Below are 20,299 nucleotides of genomic sequence, written 5' to 3' on the forward strand. Positions count from 1 at the left end.
TCGGCTCTGCCTTGGCCAACATCCTGTGGGTGGTGCTGGTCGGCTGGTGGATGGCGTTCGGCTATCTGGGAGCCGGCGTACTCAACTGCATCTCCATCATCGGTATTCCGTTCGGATTGCAATCGTTCAAGATGGCCAAGCTTGCGCTCTGGCCATTCGGAGCGGAAATCGTCAACCTGTAGATTCCAAATACTACAAAGCCGCCAAAGCAACCCTTGACGAGGCGGTCACCGACGTCAACAATTGGATTGACCAGCAAGCCGCCAAGGCCGAATAATAAAACACACATTATGCTGCTGCAGCAGCCAGTCCTTGCAGAACAATGTCATGACAAAGGCCCGAGGAGGCGGCGCTGCCGCAGATGTTCCGCTCCCATGGAGAGGATGTGATGCGTCGCGCGATGGCCGTGGTGAACGTAGTGAACCAGACGAGCACGCTCGTTCCCGCCGTGCTCGGCGGCGTGCTGTACGCGGCGGTTCTAGGACGGGATTCCATCACCTTCGCTCTGGACAGCTGAGACATCAAAGCCATGTGTGGATATGCAAACGGCCGTCATCAATCATGGTGATGTTGGCCGTTCACGTCCCATTAAATATACTTTCGCACCGTATCTGGCTTATATACGGCAGATTCGGGAGACTTGGATTCACAGCTGGGTCATTAGTCCAGAATGTGCATCCGGCTCTCGCAGCCATTTCCTGACGAAACCGGCTACTTGCAGCACGCTATTTCCCAATCGCCACTTACCGAACCCAATTGCCAGGCTGCGCCGCATCCACCATGACGCACCGTCACAAACGCTCCCGTCTGACGCGCTTTACTGGCCTTGGGCGCGGTAGCGGGCTTCGGTGGCGGCTTTGGTGGGTTCCCACCAGGCACGGTTGGCAGCATACCAAGCGATGGTCGCTTGCAAACCGGCTTCGAAATCGGTGTGCACAGGCTTCCATTCGAGTTCGGTACGCAGCTTACTGGAGTCGATCGCATAGCGCCGATCATGCCCGGGACGGTCACGCACCCAGTCGAACGAATCTTCGGCACATCCCATAAGTCGCAGAATCATACGCATCACGGCAATATTGCTCATTTCGCCATCTGCGCCAATCAGGTACGTTTCGCCGATCCGCCCGCGTGTAAGAATCTCCCACACCGCAGAAGAGTGGTCTTCCGTATGGATCCAGTCGCGCACGTTCTCGCCTGTGCCGTACAATTTCGGTCGCGCGCCTTCCAGAATGGATGTGATCTGTCGTGGAATGAATTTTTCCACATGCTGGTATGGCCCGTAATTGTTGGAACAGTTGGAGATCGTGGCGCGAAGCCCGTACGTGCGAACCCATGCGCGCACCAGCTGGTCGGATGCCGCTTTCGACGCACTGTATGGGCTTGACGGCTTATATGGCGTGCTTTCGGTGAATTTGCATGGATCGTCGAGCGCGAGGTCACCGTACACTTCGTCGGTGCTGATGTGGTGGAATCGCACGTCATGCTTACGGGCGGCTTCAAGCAAATGGAACGTGCCTTCCACGTTTGTTGTGATGAAGGGTTCAGGATTGGCGATGGAATTGTCGTTGTGCGATTCGGCCGCGAAATGCACGATCGCGTCATGACCAGGCACGATACGTTCCAGTAACGCAGCATCGCAAATATCACCTTGCACAAGTTCGACTTGCGATTGCGGAAGACCGGCGATATTTTGCGGATTTCCGGCATAGGTCAGTTTGTCGAGCACGGTTATGCGCACGTCAGGATGGTTATGCGCCACATAGCGCACGAAATTGGCTCCGATAAACCCACATCCGCCGGTCACGATGATGTTGCGCGGCTTGAAAATCTCACTACTCACGATTTCAGAGTACCGGCAGGGTTGCATCGTTCATGGAGCAATTTCACACCTACCTCATATATGGCAGATTTGGAAGGCTGACCGGAAATATCTACGAGACACTCGTTCGTCCACAGCTGAACACTAAAATGTACCCGGTTTAATTGTACAGAGCCTCCAATTATAAGGGGGCTATCTTTTTGAAGGATGCGACGATGCCTATTTTCTCGCCCGACCGTCACGCTTGTGCGCCTTCATACGCAAAACTTACTAAGCAGCCGATTACGGGCGGAACGTATCGCCCTCTTGCGAATGACAAAGACAGCAACGCTTGCGCTCCATCCGCCCTTTCAGGTCACCATGGTTCAAAGCTGTATACGCAGAAATCAGCAATTCACGCCATTTCCGATAACGCAAGCATTTTCATTCCCAAAGTCGTCGATGTGTTCCATCTGCCAAAAACAGCTGACGACAAATTCATTGACGAAGCTGCGAACAACAGTACCCATTCAGTTCCCCCGTCTACTGAAATTCAACTCACGCAAACTGACAAACATCCTCTGGTGCAGGCTGTTAAAGTCTGTAAGCAAGCAGCACACACCACAGCAAAAACACTTTCCGTCGCAGGGCACGCAGTCGCAAAAGCCGCCAAAACTACCGGCCACGCCATCCACACCGCTGCCACAGCAGTAAAAAACGCATGCCATACTTTTATTAATTTCAAAGCCGTTCAACTCATCATCAAGTTCTTCCAGAGAACGCATGCCCTGTGGAAGAAGCGCATGAGGTTCTCCTACGCGTTCTACGCCATCGTGTTCACCCTATTGACTTCCGCCGAAGTCATCTTCCTTCAGTGGGGCATGTATACCGAACCAACATACGATAAAAGCGACGAAGTTGATCAGACAACTAAAATCCTGAACAGTGTCGCAGGGCAAGTCACCAAATTCGTCAGTCAAATGTGGCTTGAGCAGAAATCTCTCTTTTTGGTTAATTTTGTCGGGCTCGGTCTTATTTATCTCGCGCTCATTTTTGTCACCAACAGATTCTGGATTGCGACACTTCTTTTCGGAACAGCTATAACAGCTTTTGGCGTAGCAAACAGCATAAAAATACAATTACGTAATGAACCAATCATTCCAGCGGATTTTACTTTTATATCTGGAGGAGACGCCGGCAATATTGCTTCATTTATTCCTGACAATTCACAGCAATTCGTCGAAAATGCCGTCACAGTCGTCATTTGGATAATTGCTATCTGTTTGTTGCTCTTCCTACTCGATAGACGTAAATGCTTTATCTACTGTTCATGGCGCAAACCATTCGCCAGTGCGAAAAACACCGTCGGCACATTCAGCCGAGCCCTCGCCGCCGTGGTTAGTGTATTCATCCTGGCATCCTATGCAACAAACTTAGGAACTGGTGGGTCATGGTCAAATATGTGGGCAGCCAAACAAGGTTATACGCCCACACTTTTCGACGCAGCAGAAGATGCCCGGAATAACGGTCCTGCGACGACCTTCTTAAGCCTGACAAAGGCTCCCACGATGGATAAACCTGAAGGTTATTCAAAACAGAAGATGCAGGCAATTTCAAAGAAATATTCAAAGCTTGCAAATTCCATAAATAAGTCCCGAACGCGGCAATTGACCGACAGCACTGTCATCATGATACTGTCAGAAACATTTGCCGACCCCACCAGACTCCCTGATATTACTTTTGATGAAGATCCCATTCCGAATATTCGAGATATCATGGGAACCACTACATCCGGCACCATGCTTTCGCCTGGTTATGGAGGTGGAACCGCCAACATTGAATACCAAGCTCTCACAGGTCTTTCTTTGGCGAATTTTAGCGATTCAATGATTGTTCCTTATCAGCAACTCGTACCGACTCAATCTAACCCATATTCGTTTAATCAGATCTGGACACAGAAATATGGAGAATCCGGTTCCGAGGCAGTGCACCCTTACTATCAAAGCATGTATCTAAGAAACACAAATTATAAAAAGTTTGGTTTCTCGCACCTTTATTCTCTCGACAGCGCAACCCCTGTCGAGCATACCGAAAAAATAGGAGAATCACCATATGTGAGTGATTCCTCCACCTATCAAGATGTTTTGGATTTGATCAAGAATCAAAAGAATCCAGAATTTCTGCAAGTCGTCACTATGCAAAACCACATGCCTTACAGCAACTACTATGAAGCGGAAGACGTCCTCCAATCTTCTGTTACCGATGACACACCTGACGATGAGCATAGTGCGATTAACGTTTTTTCTACGGGCCTGAAATACACGGATCAAGCAACACTTGACTTCCTCAGCCAGTTGAACCAGATCAACAAGCCTATTACAGTCATTTTCTATGGAGATCATCTTCCAGGCATCTATTTAAAAGAAGAACAAAATCCGGACGATTCGTTCCTACTTCATGAAACCGATTATTTCATTTGGTCAAACGATGCGTCACCATCTGCAAATGTTAAGCTTGACGACTCTGAAGCAGCTTTTTCTTCATCTAATTATTTCATGTCATCCGCAGCTGAGCATATGAATGCAAAAATTTCGCCATACCTAGCTTTGCTAACTAAACTCCACGAGGAAATACCTGCGATTAGCCGTGTCATCTCGAATAGGGGCGGAATCGGGCTCGGAACAGCAACTTATCTTCAATCCGACGGCACAGTGACTGATTCTGCCAGCATGAGCAAGACGCAAAAGCAACTACTAGCAGACTACAAGCTTGTACAGTACGATCAGACCTCCGGAAAGAACTATCTAAAAGAAAGCGACTTCATGAGTGTAGACTGAAGAAAGCTTTGAGTCCGAAGACAACACGATAGAAGGAAACAATGGATAAGACGCCACTCGTTTCAATCATTATCCCCGTTTATAATGCAGAACAATATCTGCCATTTTGTCTCGACTCAGTCAAAAACCAGTCTTGGAGCAATCTCCAGATTATTCTTATCGACGATGGTTCCACTGATTCTTCGCCGCAAATTTGTGATTTATATGCTTCTACCGACAACAGAATTATTGTAAGACACCAAGAAAATGGAGGTATTGCCAAAGCTCAGAATGCTGGACTGGATTTGGCGAAAGGTGATTACATCGCTTTTATTGATAATGATGACATAATGGCACGAGACAATATTGAAATTTTATTTCATGCGTTAGTCTCCAATCATGCTGATATGAGCAAAGCCCGTTGGCAACAGTTCGGCATTTCGCAGATCCAAGAAATCAAAACGAAAGCTTCAAATGGCACAGCTCTTACAGGCAAAACAACATCTTTTAGCAATCCTCTGCAGTCATATCAAACTGTTTTCAGCAAGCTATTTCGCGTTCTAGGAAAGATGGCTGGCAAAAACACTGAAGCTCGTTATTTTAATGAGGCGAATTGGTGCCGTTTGTATGCACGAAAAGTATGGGATGGAGTTCGGTTTCCCGAGGGTATTTACGCTCAGGACACTGCAATAGCCGGAGAGTTATATCTTCGGATGGAAACGGTAGTTGACGTTGATGCAACCCTGTACTACTGGTTGCAGAGGCCTGACTCTGTTACACATAAGATGCGTAGTGCCTCGTTCTATCATGATCACATCGTCGCAGCTAAGAAAAACTTCATTCTGTGTCAAGAGAATGATGTTATACCAGCGCGAAGCTACTACACTCTTACGGGCAATCTTAAAGATGAGGGAAAGGCTGCGAAGAGTTCTACTGAAAAGCAACAGTTTAGAATTGACCAATTGCAAGTTTCAAATCTAATCAAGTCTCTTTCTCTTAAAGATAGAATGATTTGCAATTCGCTTAAGCGGATGAGACTGATAGAAAAAAGAATATACGATGCGAAAATTAAGAATATGAAATAGTAAACGTGCGGCAACCTAATGCCGCACGTTTACTATTTCTCTTGCTGCTTTTCCAAAGAATTTGCATCGATTGTCGCTTGATCGTTTAAATCAACAGCAATAGCTGCTCGCACGCCTTTCCATTTCTCAGCGACAAAAAGTGGATTGACTACCAGCCAATACAATTTGCGTTTCCATGAATATTGATGATCTTGCAGAATGAACTTTGAGCCTAACGTATAGGCACGAATCATCTGTTTAATGACGAATGGCATGGAAATTGGGTCCATTGTTTTGCCAACACGTCGTACGCCGACAATCTCATCAAACATACGTTTCTTGTAATCACGTAATTTGATCTCATTAGTATGCCACACATTAGCTCTTGGCGCATAAGCTTTAACATAACCGTGCTTGACGAGATCCTCGCCAAACTTCTGATCTTCAGCATACGGCACGTCCTGGTATGGAACGTCTCCAAGGAGCACAGACTTACGAGCCGCCGAATTAACGTCTGAATAGAATGTAACTAGATCAAAAATTTGTTGAGAGTCGATAAAGTCATCCTCATAGAAAAGCGTCGTTCCGAAGTCTGGACCAAACTGCTTAAAGGTCCGTATTATCTCCTCTTTCAGCAGAGGAAGAGCATTAGGACGAGGATCTTGCTTGCCCATGACACCGGCAACCATCGGGAACCGTTCCATCGGCTGAATAATCTCGTACAGCCACCGATCATGAGCAGGCGTTGCATCTTGAGTCAGATACACGACATACTCGCCCTGAGCCATTTGAGCCGCCTGCTGACGTACCCTTCCGTGTGAGAAATCAGGCTTTGCAATGGTTTCATACCGAAAATGCTTAAACTTGGGCAACCAGGTTTTAATTATTTCAGGAGTACGATCTTTTGAGCTCGTATCAATGACAAGAATCTCGTATTCGAAATTTGTCTTTTGCTTAATTAGGCTTCCAAAAAGCTCATCAAGATTGTCTTCACCATAATAAGTAGGAATGAAAACAGTGGCTTTAATCTCGCTCATGGCTGGCAGTAGTCACCTCTCGCATGATAATTTTCTCGAACTTCTCATATGACGCGTCCCATGATGCACTCTCTGCCCCCTTGGAAATGCGCTGGCATCTTGCTTCGATGTCAGGATCAGAGACAACTTCATCCAATCCTTTGGCCAATTCGATTGGCGAGTCCAGAGTGTAGACAATATCTGAATTCTCACCAATTACCAAACGATTGTTCTCTCCATCGTTCATTACAGGAACACATCCTGCAGCAAGCAGTTCAAGAGGAAGAAGCGATGCGTTCGTTAAAGAAAGCACCAAACATGCCTGAGAGTCATGGTAAATCGAAGAAAGCTCCACAGGACTGACGATTCCTCGATTTTCGTACGGGAATGGAATGTCATAATCAGATACATCCCAACCAAAGAAAACGATATTGTAGTCAGGATGTATTTGGTGGAACTTCGCCAAAGTCAAGACGCCAATTTCGAAGGCGCGTCTCTCAGTCACAGGTCTTGCATAGAAACAAATCTGCTTCTTTTTTGAAGTTTTTCCAGTAGGACGATAAATATCTAGATCTGCGCCAAAGTCAAAGAAATCAGCTTTCATGCCGTATCCTCCGACCTTTTTCGTCAGCCAACGCCCAGCTGTAATACCGTAAAAACCAAAACGATAAGTGTTCTCAGCTAACACTGCTTTAGAGCCCATTCCGTAAAAGAGCGGCTCGAAATCCTGAACGAAATACATTTTATGGGCAGGATTCTTCATATTGAAAACAGGATAAGCGGTTTCCCATCCCGTCGCGAACAGGACATCGATGTCTTCTTTTTCAGCCTGACTCATAGGCAGACAACGAACATCAATATCAAAATGCTCTTTCAACAACTGGTGAGAATAATCAGCTGGCTGTTGTGAGATGCTCTCGTAGATGAAAAAGGTGACATTATGTCCGCGCTCTTGCAACGATTTCGCAAAACGAGCGATTGTATGCTGACCACCGCTACCAATGCTGATGGGCGAAAGAACCCATCCAATATTTAACTTTGCCTTATCAACCTTCTTAGGCGCAACATACGGCTCAGCAACAAAATCAGCTTTGACAACATCTTTCACAGATGTCATAACGTCAATAGGGCGCTTCGAAATAACGCTTTGCACCGCATGAGAACGCTTCAGCTTACGTTTTATAAAAGAAATGCACCGCTCAAAAGTGACCTTAACTCCGTTAGACCGAAGGTATTGAAAAAAAACGCTGATATATTTCACTTCTGGTTCCCCTTGATCATATTTTTCAGCTTACGTCCAGGAGCAGTAATCGTCCTACCTATCCTCCAAGAACTAGATTTTTCCATTGCCTCTATGCGTTTACGCAAAATATCATTCTGAAGAGAAAGATCGTTCTGCATTTTTCGAGCGTCCTGAAGTTCCTCATCAAGATGCTGCTGAATTCTGCGCAAATCATCACACTGCTCCTGGAGCCACTCTTTATCACCTTCCAAAAGAAGTGCACGATTCAGGGAATGAAAACCTCTTGTAAAAAGCCTTATATACGATTCATTATCTGCGATATGAGAAAAATCAACCGTTCGAAAAGAGCTGCCACTATCATAACCTGTGAAATCAGTGACTCTTTTAATTAGCTGTTCACGTATTTTTAGATACGATTTAGGATTTTCCTTCGGTGTATCAACGTCAAAAAGTGAATAATCATTAAGATATTCTTCATCAGTCGCACTGTTTACCAGCTCAGCTAATCCGGCATACCTTTTTTCATCGTATTTATTCCGATCCTTGACTAAAAAGACCGGCGTTTCAAGTGCAAGTGCCGGAAGCATGGCATGCAGCCTCGTAGAAATGACAGCAGAAGCCGATTGATACAAATACAAGAAATATTCAGCTAACTGAAGACGATCGTCTTGACTCATATCTGCATCAAAATACGGAGATGCCTGTATGACTGAGCGGTTAGTATGACTCTGAACCATCTCCACAACAGGCTGAGGAACATCCACCGCTAAGACAAAGTCACCTTTGGGAATACCCGGGTCCCTTTGCAGAGTTAAAGTCATGCAACCTGAAAAATAAGACTCAACCCCATGTTTCTGCAAAAGCTCCAACGTTGAAAGGTCTCTCGCTCCTACAGGACCATGGTCATTAAGATAATGAATGCTCGTATCGTTAAAAAAAGTATCAAGAACCTTAGAGTCAGCCTGATCAATATACATTGATACAGTAAGGGGAATCACTTTATTGGACTTCGGAGGCCACTTGTACGGCGCATGCATAAACCACCCATTAGTGATTATTTTTGTCTCCTCATCAGGACAATATTCACCCAGTCTGTCTCGGTCTATATAAGTATCCACCGATGGCAAAAAACGCCTTGCCGCTATGCTCTGAATTTCATCCCCGATGTTCTCGGTCTCATATTTGAAAAGGCCGTATTTCATATTATCCCTCCATTGGAGACAGAACGAAATCGAAGTCAGGCTTCCAATTCTGGCTCACGTCGACAGGAGCATGAACCTCGAACAACAATGCATTGTTTGCCATTAAATAGTTTTCGCTTCTATCTTCCTTTTTCACTGCTACTTGCACTGAAAAAATGCCGTTAGGAAAAATGTTATCTACAGAAAGGCGCAGATGCATATTTTTCCCTTCGGAAAACACGATTTTCTGATTAACGTTCTTATCATCGCTGGCGACACGGAAAACAATCTCTCCGACCTCGCTATTAATAACAAAAGTCAAAACCGCATCTTCTAAATTTCTCTTCGGGAGGATATCTAGATTAAAGACAAGCTCGCTGTCAGTAATCTCATGGGATATTTTGAAATCAACATTCTCCCTTCGTTGACGAGTTTCCTCCTCTTTCTCGGAGATCGACATCTCAGTGTCGCCACCAGAAAATTGAGATTCAAGGTTAGCGAGATCAAGACGCTGACTATTCAACTCTTGATATGCTTGCGCGACTTCCAAAGGAGTACCGTCAATTTTAAGATCACCATCATGAATCAAAATAGCGCGATTACAGAAACGTTGCACCGAGTCCATGGAATGAGTAACAAGTACAACGGTCTTTTTCTCGCGACGCAATTTAGCAAAATACGCATAACATTTACGCTGAAAAGCCTCATCTCCAACTGCCAAGATCTCATCTAGCAGGAGGATATCGGACTGAGCACGAATAGCCATAGAGAACGCCAAACGGACAAGCATGCCGCTGGAGTAGTTCTTGATCTTCTGTTCCATAAATTGACCAAGTTCGGCAAAATCAACGATATCGTCATACATTGCGTCAATCTCTTTGGTTGAAAAACCCATCAGGGCTCCGTTGAGATAAACGTTATCATGTCCGGTTAGTTCAGGGCTAAAGCCAACGCCCAATTCAATAAATGGCACCAAAACGCCGTTAATGTTGATGCTTCCAGAATCAGGATAGTATATTTGCGCCATCAACTTCAGCAACGTGCTCTTTCCGCTGCCATTACGTCCTACAATTCCAATAAAATCTCCCTTGTTGATTTTAAAGGAAATATCACGTAAAACCTGATGCTCTTCATACCCCTTTTTCCCACTTACAGCGTTAAAGATCGCTTGTTTCAGACTAGAGGCCTTCTCAAGCGGCAACTTGAAGCTTTTGGAAACATCTTTGACTTCAATCGCAATATCGTCATTCATCGCTACCACTTACATCACCTCAGCGAATTGCTTGGAGCTCTTGTTAAAGTACCAAGAACCGATTGCCAGTACTATCACAACAAGCGACAGCGGAACCAGGCCAATAAGCGGATTGTTCCACATCGACCAAAGCGTCTGCGTGTAGTCTGTAACTAGGTTATACCGGATGTCTTGAATTATCTGAGCCATAGGACTCAACATCATTAATTTTGCCATGAAAGGATGCGTAGCACTCACCATCGTTATCGGATAAATAATCGGGGTCGCGTAGAAGAACAGCTGCAAAGCCACTTCCCAAAGATACCCAACATCACGATACTTCACGAAAAGAGATCCTAAAAAGAGACCTATGCCTAATGCCAACAGATACATCTCAAGAATGTTCAATGGCAAAAGTAACACTGTCCAGCGAAACTTAACCCCTGTCAACAAGGCAAAGACAAAGACCACAATCAAGTTGAAGAAAAGATTAATCAACGCAGAGATTGTTCCTGACAGAACAATGATGTATTTAGGGAAATTGATTTTCCTAATCAAATCTCCACGCGAGACAATCGCCTGCAAGCCCTGTGTTGTGGCCTCCGCAAAAAAAGTCCAAAAAGAAATACCAGCCAAAAGATACACAGCGTAGTTAGGGATATCCCCTCCCATCGCCAGAAACTTTGCGAACACTATATACATAACCGCAAATAGCATCAGAGGCTTCAGGATAGACCACAAATATCCTAAAGCAGATTGCTGATAACGTAATTTAAAATCTGTAACGGTGAGCTCGCGAAGAAGCACACGGTTACGCTTGCTAAACAGGTTCAAACTTCCTCCAAATCGTAATTGAACTCAGACACTGATCATCAGCTTACCGAAGTCTTTCTAAAATAAAGGACCACAGTTTCTAATCTTTCTTTGACTTGAGAATGATTTTATCTTCAGCGACATCCTTGAGATGCTTACCATATGGGCTTTTGCCGTATTTCTCGGCGGCTGCCATCAACTGCTCTCGAGTAATCCAACCATTCTCGAATGCAATTTCCTCAGCCACTGCGATCGGCAGACCTTGCGCTCTCTGAACCGTACGCACAAACTCGCCAGCCTCAAACAGGCTATCCATCGTGCCCGTGTCCAGCCATGCATAACCACGACCTAACGTTTGCACATTCAAAGAACCATCCTCAAGATACATCCTATTGAGGTCAGTAATCTCCAATTCACCGCGTGCGCTCGGCTTGATCTGCTTGGCGAATTCGACCACACGCTCGTCATAGAAATACAGGCCGGTCACCGCATAGTTGGATGCCGGGTGTTCCGGCTTCTCTACGATAGAGATAGCCTTCTTGTTCTCGTCGAACTCGACCACGCCGTAGCGTTCCGGGTCATCCACGTAATAGCCGAACACTGTAGCACCATGCTCCACTGCGACAGCCTTGCGCAGGGTACGCCCCAACCCGTTGCCATAAAAGATGTTATCACCCAACACAAGCGCGCACGGCTCGCCGTCGATGAACTCCTCACCCAGCAGGAACGCCTGTGCCAGCCCGTCCGGGCTCGGCTGGACCTTGTAGGAGAAAGTCACGCCATACTGGCTTCCATCGCCCAGCAAACGCTCGAAATTAGGCAGATCATGCGGTGTGCTGATAATCAGGATGTCGCGAATGCCCGCCATCATCAGGACGCTCAGGGGATAGTAGATCATCGGCTTGTCGTACACCGGGAGCAGCTGCTTCGACGTGACCGTGGTCAACGGATACAGGCGGGTACCGGAACCACCGGCAAGGATGATGCCCTTCATAATCGTCCTGCTTTCTGACGTATCTTTGGGTAATAAGCGTTTCCAGCTTAGTAGGTCAATCCAATATTGAAAAACCGCGCAGAAGAGTCTGCGCGGTTTCATCGCATTATCAGGAAGTTTCTTCCCCGTGGATCACTCGGCCAGTTCCTTGGCGACGTACGCCTTCAAGGACTCCTCCCAATCAGGCACGCGGTATCCCGTCGCCTCGATCTTCCCAAGGGCAAGGGCGGAATGCGTCGGACGCGGGCTGACCGGGTTCTTCGCGTTCGCGAAATACTGTTCCGTCGAAATCGGCTCGACCTTGTCGCCGTTCCCGTTCGTCAGATCGAACACCTCGCGCGCAATCTCGGCCCAAGACTTCACCGCGCCAGAACCCGTCAGATCGTACGTGCCGTACGCGGCGTCCGAATCCAACAGGTGGAAGATCGCATCCGCCATATCCCTGGTGAACGTGAGACGCCCGTACTGGTCATCCACCACCGTCACCTTCTCCAGCTCACCGTTCGCGACCCTGCCGGACAGGCCCATCATGGTCTTCACGAAGTTATGGCCCTCGCCGATCACCCAGCTCGAACGCAGGATATAATGACGCGGGCAATTCGCGACCGCGATGTCACCCGCGGCCTTCGACTGGCCGTACACGCCCAACGGCGCGAACGCCTCCGACTCGTCATGCAATTCGGCGGTCCCGTCGAACACGTAATCGCTCGACACGTGCACCAGGGTGATGTTGTGCTCGCGGGCGACTTTGGCGAGCAGGGCAGGGCCCTGTGCGTTGGCCTTCCATGCCACGGGGCGTCCCTCCGGGGTCTCCGCCTTGTCGACCGCGGTGTACGCACCGGCGTTGATGACCGTGCCGTACAGGCTCCAGTCGAACCGGCCGTACTGTGCCGGGTCGGAGAAGTCGAACGTGTCGATGTCGTTGAACTCGAAGCCCTCGAGGCCGTGCTCCTCCACGTAGTCGCGGATGGCGTGGCCGAGCTGGCCGTTGCAGCCGGTGACCATCGTGCGGCGCGGGGCCATGGGCTTGGCGTCCCTGAGCATCGGATGGTGCAGATCGGCCTCGCTGCGTTCGGACTCCTCCAGCGGAATCGGCCACTGGATGTTCAGCTCCGGGTCCGCGAGGTTCACGAAGGTGTAGGTCTTCTTCTGCTCGAGGCTCCAATGCGCGTTCACGAGATACGTGTACGCGGTGCCGTCCTCCAACGCCTGGAAGCTGTTGCCCACGCCACGCGGCACGTAGATCGCCTTCGATGGATCCAATACGGTCGTGTACACTTGGCCGAAGGATTCGCCCGGACGCAGGTCCACCCACGCGCCGAACACGGAGCCCGTGGCGATCGAGATGTACTTGTCCCACGGTTCCGCGTGGATGCCTCGCGTCACGCCCTTCTTCGCGTTGAAGCTGATGTTGTTCTGCACCGGACCGAAATCCGGCAGGCCTAGCGCGGTCATCTTCGCCCGCTGCCAGTTCTCCTTGAACCAGCCACGGTTGTCGCCGTGCACCGGCAGGTCGAACACCAGCAGTCCCGGAACGTTCGTCTCCTCGACCCTCAAATCCTTCTCGAAATCCATACCCTCGTAAATCCTTTGCCGTAGATGGGAATCATCATGGGACCACGCCCTTTGGGGTGTGACCGTTCTCGTATGCGTCTTACTGGCCCTGCTGCTTGTACCTGGCTTCGGTGGCGGCCTTGGCGGGCTCCCACCACTGGCGGTTGCTTGTGTACCAGTCGATGGTGGCCTTCAGACCGGACTCGAAGTCCGTGTGCGTGGGCGTCCAACCCAGTTCGGTCCTGAGCTTCGTGGAATCGATCGCGTATCGACGGTCGTGGCCCGGACGGTCCTTCACCCAGTCAAACGCGTCCTCGCTCTGTCCCATCATCTTTAGGATCATGCGAAGCACGGTGATGTTGTTCCTCTCGCCGTCCGCGCCGATCAGGTAGGTCTCGCCGATCCTGCCCTTAGTCAGGATCGTCCACACGCCGCTGGAATGGTCCTCGGTGTGGATCCAGTCGCGTACGTTCTCGCCCCTGCCGTACAGCTTCGGCCTCTCTCCCTCGAGGATGTTCGTGATCTGTCGGGGAATGAACTTCTCCACATGCTGGTACGGGCCGTAGTTGTTCGAGCAGTTGGAAATTGTGGTCCTCAGGCCGTACGTGCGCGTCCACGCGCGCACCAGCATGTCGGACGCGGCCTTCGTGCTCGAGTACGGACTGGACGGATGGTACGGGGTGGACTCCGTGAACTTGGCCGGATCGTCCAGCGCCAAGTCGCCGTACACCTCGTCCGTGCTCACGTGGTGGTAGCGGATGCCGTATTTGCGCACGGCCTCGAGCAGGCGGAACGTGCCTTCCACGTTCGTCTTGAGGAACGGTTCCGGATCCGCGATCGAGTTGTCGTTGTGGGATTCGGCCGCGTAGTGCACGATCGCGTCGTGGCCCGGCACGATCCTGTCGAGCAGCTCCGCGTCGCAGATGTTGCCGTGCACGAACTCGACACGATCCTCCGGCAGACCCGCGATATTCTCGATGTTGCCCGCATAGGTCAAGGCATCCAGCACAGTCACATGCACGTCCGGATGGTTGTTGACCACGTAATGCACGAAATTCGAACCGATGAAACCACAGCCACCGGTCACAATGATGTTCTTAGGAGTAAACGTCTCTTCAGCCATATGTGCAATAGTACTTTCCCTCTTAGTCAAAAGCACACTAAACACTTCATTGACCAGATTTCGAATTCTGAGCGAAGGAACACTGCCTTCGGCTAAAGAACAGCAAAGGCGTTCCAATATCCGTCACTAGATTTTTTCGGCCATACTCTATCGAAGAGCTTCGTCCACAACCGATCCACAGCAACCCTATACAAACTCTTTCGCACGAGCTCCAACACAGTCGCGACACAAAAAACAACGAATATCGACAACACAGACAGCAAAATCGCGTATTTGTCGTTATAAAAAACAGACAGGTTGACCCAATTGAACCATAGCTGCTTACGAATAAACGGCTGCTCAGTAATCAGATAAACACCAAATGATGCCGAAGCAATATGATTCACTATCTTTGAATGGAAATGCATCCCACGAAAAAGACCAAACAAGGCAAAACTTACCGCGAGAATAGGAATCGACCATTCGTCCTGAACCGGTTCAAGATAGATGGGAAGATTGTCCGCATCTCCGACCCATACCGCCGACAAGACAGCATTCCAAATCACAATAGCGAACAGCCCCAGCAAACCCGCAACGTTTAAAACGAACCGAGATAGCCTCAATGAATACCACTTATAGTAAGCAAGTAACGTGAAAACATAACAGAAACCAACAAAATTAAGCCCCATACCTAGATTCGCCCCGGGAACAAACCTTAAAAGTCCCCACAAGACAATCATTAAAATACATAATTGCAGGTGAGGCCATTTGCCCATCTTCTGTAAAGACGTTCGCACAAAAGGCAGCAGAAGCATGAAAACCGAGTAACTGCTTACATACCACCACTCATTTCGAGTAAGCGGGAACAAAAGGTCAAGCCATGTCGAGGCAATTACAGAAGTCGGATCAATAATAAACTGCAACACCAAAGAACTCAGGTTCCAGAAAAACAGGATGCTCCACAGCGACCAAATTTTTTTCGCAGCCTGTCGAAGCGATATTTCCTTATCGGCAAGGAACCAAACGGTGATAAGAAGGAATAAAGCGATTCCAATCTTTCCTGACGCCCTGTAGAAAAACTGGAAAAAGAGACGTTTCAGACAAAAAGGTTCTGCCCACAAATCAAAGGGACAATGAACAACTAAATGATGAGAAACAATAAGAATGATTGCAATTATCCGGAGAAGCTCCAGCCCGGATTCTCTGTTTTTCTCTGTCTTCATCTGTTATTTGGTTTCTGAATGGTTGTCATGTCGCTCTGCTCGACACAATCAAATATAGACCTTACTTTCCACTACCGTTTTCCAACCTATTAAAGGGCATACACGCGGAAATAATCAAAAGTACTGGTGCCGAAAAAACTAGAGGAAGAGCATATCTTGCGCTCTCATTCACGGGAGACAACAGACATACGCAGAAAACCAGAACACAAGGAACCATTGCAATCAATAGCTTATAATTGCGCTTAAAGCAAGCTAAACATATAGCAAGACACCCAATCCAAAAATATGTTCCTGGTTTTACAATCAGATTTACGACCGGGATTTTATACAGCTTCGCAAATGACTGCAAGAATTTCTCACGCAGATTTTCCGTTTCCCCTAAATATGTCGGATACAATTCTTCATCCGGAACACCCATATACTGTTTCCACCCACTAACTGTCTGAGAATTCATCCATTGGAAACTGTCATATACAGAGCCTTGTCCAATACTTGCCCTACATGGGTAGAAGAAACCAAATGTTCCAGAAAATGTCGCCGACAGATAGGTATCTGGATGTATAACAAGATGACGGCCCCATACCTTCAGAAATGCTCTCAACGAAAAATCTTTTCTGAAAAGAACTTTCACAGGATCAACGAGTTCGGGCAAATATTTAGCACCAAGATCACTCCATAGCGCATCATCTACAAGCATCTCGTTTAACTTTTTCTTTTCATCAGCCGTAAACGAAGATGGATTATCCCGAACCTCCCTCGAAATCTGCTGAACAGGAATCGTTAACATTTCAATACGACTCCCCTTCTGCGGATTAATCAATGCCGAGCTCATCAATGACGCAACAGCAACGACACCAACCAAGCCCACGGAAAGAAAAGTGTATAATTTCTTTTTATCTTTCACCTGAACAAAAGAAACAAGAGCGGCACATGCAATCGCAATAATCAAACCCTCATTGCGGAAGACACTCATCACCATAAAGGCACAAGAAAAGAGGACGACAAACGTCCTTTCATTTATCACTTTCTTGTCACCAATCACTTCCACGAGTAAAACCGTCATCACCGCAATCGCGGCAGCATAAGGTACATCTTTTAAAACAGACAATGAGTACAGCGGGAAAAGCGGGTTCAGCGCGGAAAAACCAACAAGCACACACCACAAGCAAAAGACTCGATTGATCCTCTCTTCACCTTCTGCAACAAACAGACGCTGATATACAAACCATGCTATAAACGCTAGAACAGCGGAAACAAGCAGTACTTGAATACTCGTGTAGATAAAGAACTGGGAATTTGCTCCCAACGGTTTCCCAATTGAAAATAAAACACCAATAACAAGAGTTGCCAAGACAGGGTGCTGAGAATTATATGAAGTATAGCCATAAAACTGCGACAGCTGCCAGAGACTATCATAAAACCCTAGTCCCGGCGCAAATAACGCATAATAAGGAATCCAAGCAACAATAATCAGTACCCAAGCAGAAAAAAATGGGTGCCGTACTTTCCTGCAGTTCTTCGACAATTCCGATTCTTTAGGCACGCTCATATGAGAAAGAACCGCGTACATAATCCCAAATGCTATTAACGAGATAACGCAGAATGAGATAAACGATTTACAACTATCAAAAAACTGAAAACTATGTGTTTTAGAAAAAGAGTATCCTAATACCATTAAAAAGGAGAACGGTAAAGAAAAAAGACTTGAAAAAATCATTTTCCTTCGGAAACTAACAACATGTTTTTCCAAAATTTTCTCATTTCATTCTCTCTTAAAATAGAGTGACGCATAGAGGTACATCACCCACTATGCGCCACTCTATTTTTTACTTCTCTTCGTGATACTCTTTGTCGGTATTCACATTCCAGACGTTCTTTTTATCTCCACGACCACTCTTGATGTTATCGACTGCTTCAAAAGCAGTAGCCATGGAATGATCCATATTGTTGTAGCGGTGTTGGCCATTACGTCCAACACAATACAGGTTTCCGAAGGAATCCAGCCACTTCACCAGATCATCAATCTGATACCAGGTATCAAAGTAAGCAGGATATGCCTTCTTCACACGTTCACGATGAGAATCCTGAATATCGTTCTTTGATGCGATAATTCCCATCTTCACAAGCTCATCAGCCGCGAAATCAATGCACTCCTGATCTGTCATTTCCCAGAAAGCATCGCCTTCATTGCAGAAATACTCCAGACCAATCCAGACCTTGTTATCGACATCCTGAACCAGATACGGACTCCAGTTGTTGAACACCTGAATACGTCCAACCTTCACGCTGGTATCCTGTACATAAATCCAGCAGTCCGGAACGATTTGCGGATTGCCCAAGGTCGGAATATCCGTTTCATTCTTGAGATTCAGGTGATCAACAAGGAAACCAACCGTCACGAAATCACGATACGGAAGACCATCGGCAATCTTCTTCATATCCGACGGAACCGGCTTCGTAGCCTGGTCTCCCGCTGCAATGGAATCAACCAGATCCTTCACAGGCATGGAGGAAATAAACTCATCACCCGTAAGAGTCTGCTCATGCCCTTCGCTATCGCGATAAACAACAGAAGCGATCTTTCCTTCGGCCGTTTCGTTGATCTTCACGACTTCAGCATGCTTAATAATATGCGCACCGAACTCTTCATCATGCTTAGCGACGGTTTCCCACAGCTGGCCCGGACCGAACTTCGGATACCAGAACTCTTCAATCAATGAGGTCTCACCCTCGCCAGCCTTCTTTTCTTTGCCAACAAGCTTGCCCCAAGCATCCTTAAGCACCGCCATAATGCTGATGCCCTTCACACGCTGCGAGCCCCAATCAGCGGAAATAACAGACGGGTGACGGCCCCAAAGCTTCTCCGTATATCCTTCGAAGAACATTCCGTAGAGGGCTTTACCAAAACGATTGATATAGAAGTTTTCCAGATTATCTTCCGGAAGCTTATGAATAAGGGACTTAAGGTAGGAGAAACCCACTTTCATGGTCTGAATAAAGCCCATATTCTTCAGGGTCTGCGGTTTCAGGCTCACAGGGTAATCGAAGAACTTGCCATGCCAGTAAATACGGGAAACACGGTGACGCTTCAGCATCACTTCGTCTATTTTCTCCGGATCAGGGCCGCCAGGCTCCATGTCATGAGCACGATTCAGCTTCTTGTCGTCGTAAGACGGAGCACCCTGCAGAGGAAGAATGGTCTTCCACCAATTCATCACGCGGTCATCCTTCGAGAAGAAGCGATGACCACCGATATCCATACGATTCCCGTTGTGGCGCACAGTACGGGAAATACCGCCAAACTCGCCGGAAGCTTCAAGAACAGTGACATCATACTGCTCGGAGCCGTTATCCTTAAGAAGCTCGTAAGCCGCAGTCAAGCCAGCGGGACCGCCGCCGATAATTACAATGGATTTTTTAGCCATTATGAAATAATCCTTACCTGCATAAAGCTGGTATCAATTCTTTACGGGAACAAACTCTACTACAGAGTCGAAACACCATTTCTAATGTGCGTAAATCGACCTTTTCTGGAAATCTTGTCTCCAGATCGAGCCCAAGTTACGTTCCTCCGAAACCGGTCCTCCAAGTTTCGAGAAACCACCCTTAGCGTAGTACTCTTTTCGCAGATTCAGCATCACGATGTACTTCTCGGAAGCCCCGTTACGGGTCCACACATCACCGTTCTCGCAACGCTGGCGCCAATACCCGTTGCCCATGTTCTCCTCGTTCGCCACAGGCGCGCCCAACCAGGAGAAACCACGATGCTGGTTCCACGAATCACGCAGATCGAACTTGATCACGAAACGATAATTCGTGCCGTCCTTGCTCCACACATCGCCATACTGGAAACGCTGGCGCCACCAGCCACGGCCCATGCTCTCCTCATCCGCCACGGGACCACCCAACGACGAATACCCGCCATTCTTATAGAAAGAATCACGCAGATTCAGCATCACGATGTACTTCTCGGAAGCCCCGTTACGGGTCCACACATCACCGTTCTCGCAACGCTGGCGCCAATACCCGTTGCCCATGTTCTCCTCGTTCGCCACAGGCGCGCCCAACCAGGAGAAACCACGATGCTGGTTCCACGAATCACGCAGATCGAACTTGATCACGAAACGATAATTCGTGCCGTCCTTGCTCCACACATCGCCATACTGGAAACGCTGGCGCCACCAGCCACGGCCCATGCTCTCCTCATCCGCCACGGGACCACCCAACGACGAATACCCGCCATTCTTATAGAAAGAATCACGCA

The 20,299-nt window shown here is 47.8% G+C and carries 16 protein-coding genes and 1 pseudogene; 4 read left to right on the forward strand and 13 right to left on the reverse strand.

Features of this window, described 5'->3' with window-relative positions; translation table 11 throughout:
• Both KSX58_RS09805 and KSX58_RS09810 read left to right on the forward strand, forming a co-directional pair.
• A partial coding sequence (locus tag KSX58_RS09805) for a YccF domain-containing protein (RefSeq protein ID WP_303246172.1) occupies positions 1-182 on the forward strand: 182 nt, incomplete at its 5' end.
• Positions 183-346: 164 nt separating this feature from the next.
• Positions 347-478 (forward strand): annotated as a pseudogene (locus tag KSX58_RS09810) (MFS transporter); the annotation flags it as partial.
• A gap of 339 nt (positions 479-817) precedes the next feature.
• Here KSX58_RS09810 and rfbB (KSX58_RS09815) read toward each other — a convergent pair.
• Positions 818-1,867, reverse strand: coding sequence for a dTDP-glucose 4,6-dehydratase (gene rfbB / locus KSX58_RS09815; RefSeq protein WP_217752100.1), 1,050 nt, complete (start codon positions 1,865-1,867; stop codon positions 818-820).
• A gap of 167 nt (positions 1,868-2,034) precedes the next feature.
• Between rfbB (KSX58_RS09815) and KSX58_RS09820 the strand changes: the two genes are divergently transcribed.
• The gene (locus KSX58_RS09820) at positions 2,035-4,635 is read left to right on the forward strand and encodes an LTA synthase family protein (protein ID WP_217752101.1); all 2,601 of its coding nucleotides are present in this window, start codon (positions 2,035-2,037) and stop codon (positions 4,633-4,635) included.
• Between the two features lie 41 nt (positions 4,636-4,676).
• Complete coding sequence (locus KSX58_RS09825) at positions 4,677-5,699, forward strand: glycosyltransferase family 2 protein (RefSeq protein WP_217752102.1); 1,023 nt, start codon at positions 4,677-4,679, stop codon at positions 5,697-5,699.
• Positions 5,700-5,731: 32 nt separating this feature from the next.
• Here KSX58_RS09825 and KSX58_RS09830 read toward each other — a convergent pair whose 3' ends face one another.
• The 12 genes from KSX58_RS09830 to KSX58_RS09885 all read right to left on the reverse strand — a co-directional run.
• Complete coding sequence (locus tag KSX58_RS09830) at positions 5,732-6,715, reverse strand: glycosyltransferase family 2 protein (protein ID WP_217752103.1); 984 nt, start codon at positions 6,713-6,715, stop codon at positions 5,732-5,734.
• Positions 6,702-7,955 carry a glycosyltransferase family 1 protein gene (locus tag KSX58_RS09835; RefSeq protein WP_217752104.1) on the reverse strand — a complete coding sequence of 418 codons (1,254 nt, stop codon included), beginning with the start codon at positions 7,953-7,955 and terminating at the stop codon, positions 6,702-6,704. The genes KSX58_RS09830 and KSX58_RS09835 overlap by 14 nt, the downstream gene beginning before the upstream one ends.
• Positions 7,952-9,139, reverse strand: a complete 1,188-nt coding sequence (locus tag KSX58_RS09840; RefSeq protein ID WP_217752105.1) for a polysaccharide pyruvyl transferase family protein — start codon at positions 9,137-9,139, stop codon at positions 7,952-7,954. The genes KSX58_RS09835 and KSX58_RS09840 overlap by 4 nt, the downstream gene beginning before the upstream one ends.
• A gap of 1 nt (position 9,140) precedes the next feature.
• Positions 9,141-10,370: a polysaccharide ABC transporter ATP-binding protein gene (locus tag KSX58_RS09845; RefSeq protein ID WP_217752110.1), complete on the reverse strand. Its 1,230-nt coding sequence runs from the start codon at positions 10,368-10,370 to the stop codon at positions 9,141-9,143.
• A 9-nt stretch (positions 10,371-10,379) separates the two neighbouring features.
• Entirely contained in the window at positions 10,380-11,183 is an 804-nt protein-coding gene (locus tag KSX58_RS09850; protein WP_099571984.1) for an ABC transporter permease, read from the reverse strand.
• Positions 11,184-11,262: 79 nt separating this feature from the next.
• Positions 11,263-12,156, reverse strand: coding sequence for a glucose-1-phosphate thymidylyltransferase RfbA (gene rfbA, locus KSX58_RS09855; RefSeq protein ID WP_099571985.1), 894 nt, complete (start codon positions 12,154-12,156; stop codon positions 11,263-11,265).
• 132 nt (positions 12,157-12,288) lie between these two features.
• Positions 12,289-13,731, reverse strand: coding sequence for a bifunctional dTDP-4-dehydrorhamnose 3,5-epimerase family protein/NAD(P)-dependent oxidoreductase (locus tag KSX58_RS09860; protein ID WP_217752106.1), 1,443 nt, complete (start codon positions 13,729-13,731; stop codon positions 12,289-12,291).
• A 79-nt stretch (positions 13,732-13,810) separates the two neighbouring features.
• Positions 13,811-14,833: a dTDP-glucose 4,6-dehydratase gene (gene rfbB / locus KSX58_RS09865; protein ID WP_217752107.1), complete on the reverse strand. Its 1,023-nt coding sequence runs from the start codon at positions 14,831-14,833 to the stop codon at positions 13,811-13,813.
• Positions 14,834-14,925: 92 nt separating this feature from the next.
• Positions 14,926-16,035, reverse strand: a complete 1,110-nt coding sequence (locus KSX58_RS09870; protein ID WP_217752108.1) for an acyltransferase family protein — start codon at positions 16,033-16,035, stop codon at positions 14,926-14,928.
• A gap of 61 nt (positions 16,036-16,096) precedes the next feature.
• On the reverse strand, positions 16,097-17,752 hold the full coding sequence (locus KSX58_RS09875) for a DUF6020 family protein (protein WP_217752109.1): 1,656 nt from the start codon (positions 17,750-17,752) through the stop codon (positions 16,097-16,099).
• A 109-nt stretch (positions 17,753-17,861) separates the two neighbouring features.
• A complete protein-coding gene (locus KSX58_RS09880; RefSeq protein ID WP_217752111.1) occupies positions 17,862-19,463 on the reverse strand; it encodes an NAD(P)/FAD-dependent oxidoreductase in 1,602 nt (533 codons plus the stop codon).
• Between the two features lie 78 nt (positions 19,464-19,541).
• Positions 19,542-20,299: LGFP repeat-containing protein (locus KSX58_RS09885; RefSeq protein ID WP_369597720.1), on the reverse strand; the 758-nt coding region annotated here is incomplete at its 5' end.

The organism is Bifidobacterium sp. MSK.17.10 (assembly GCF_019129655.1).
Taxonomy (GTDB): domain Bacteria; phylum Actinomycetota; class Actinomycetes; order Actinomycetales; family Bifidobacteriaceae; genus Bifidobacterium; species Bifidobacterium adolescentis.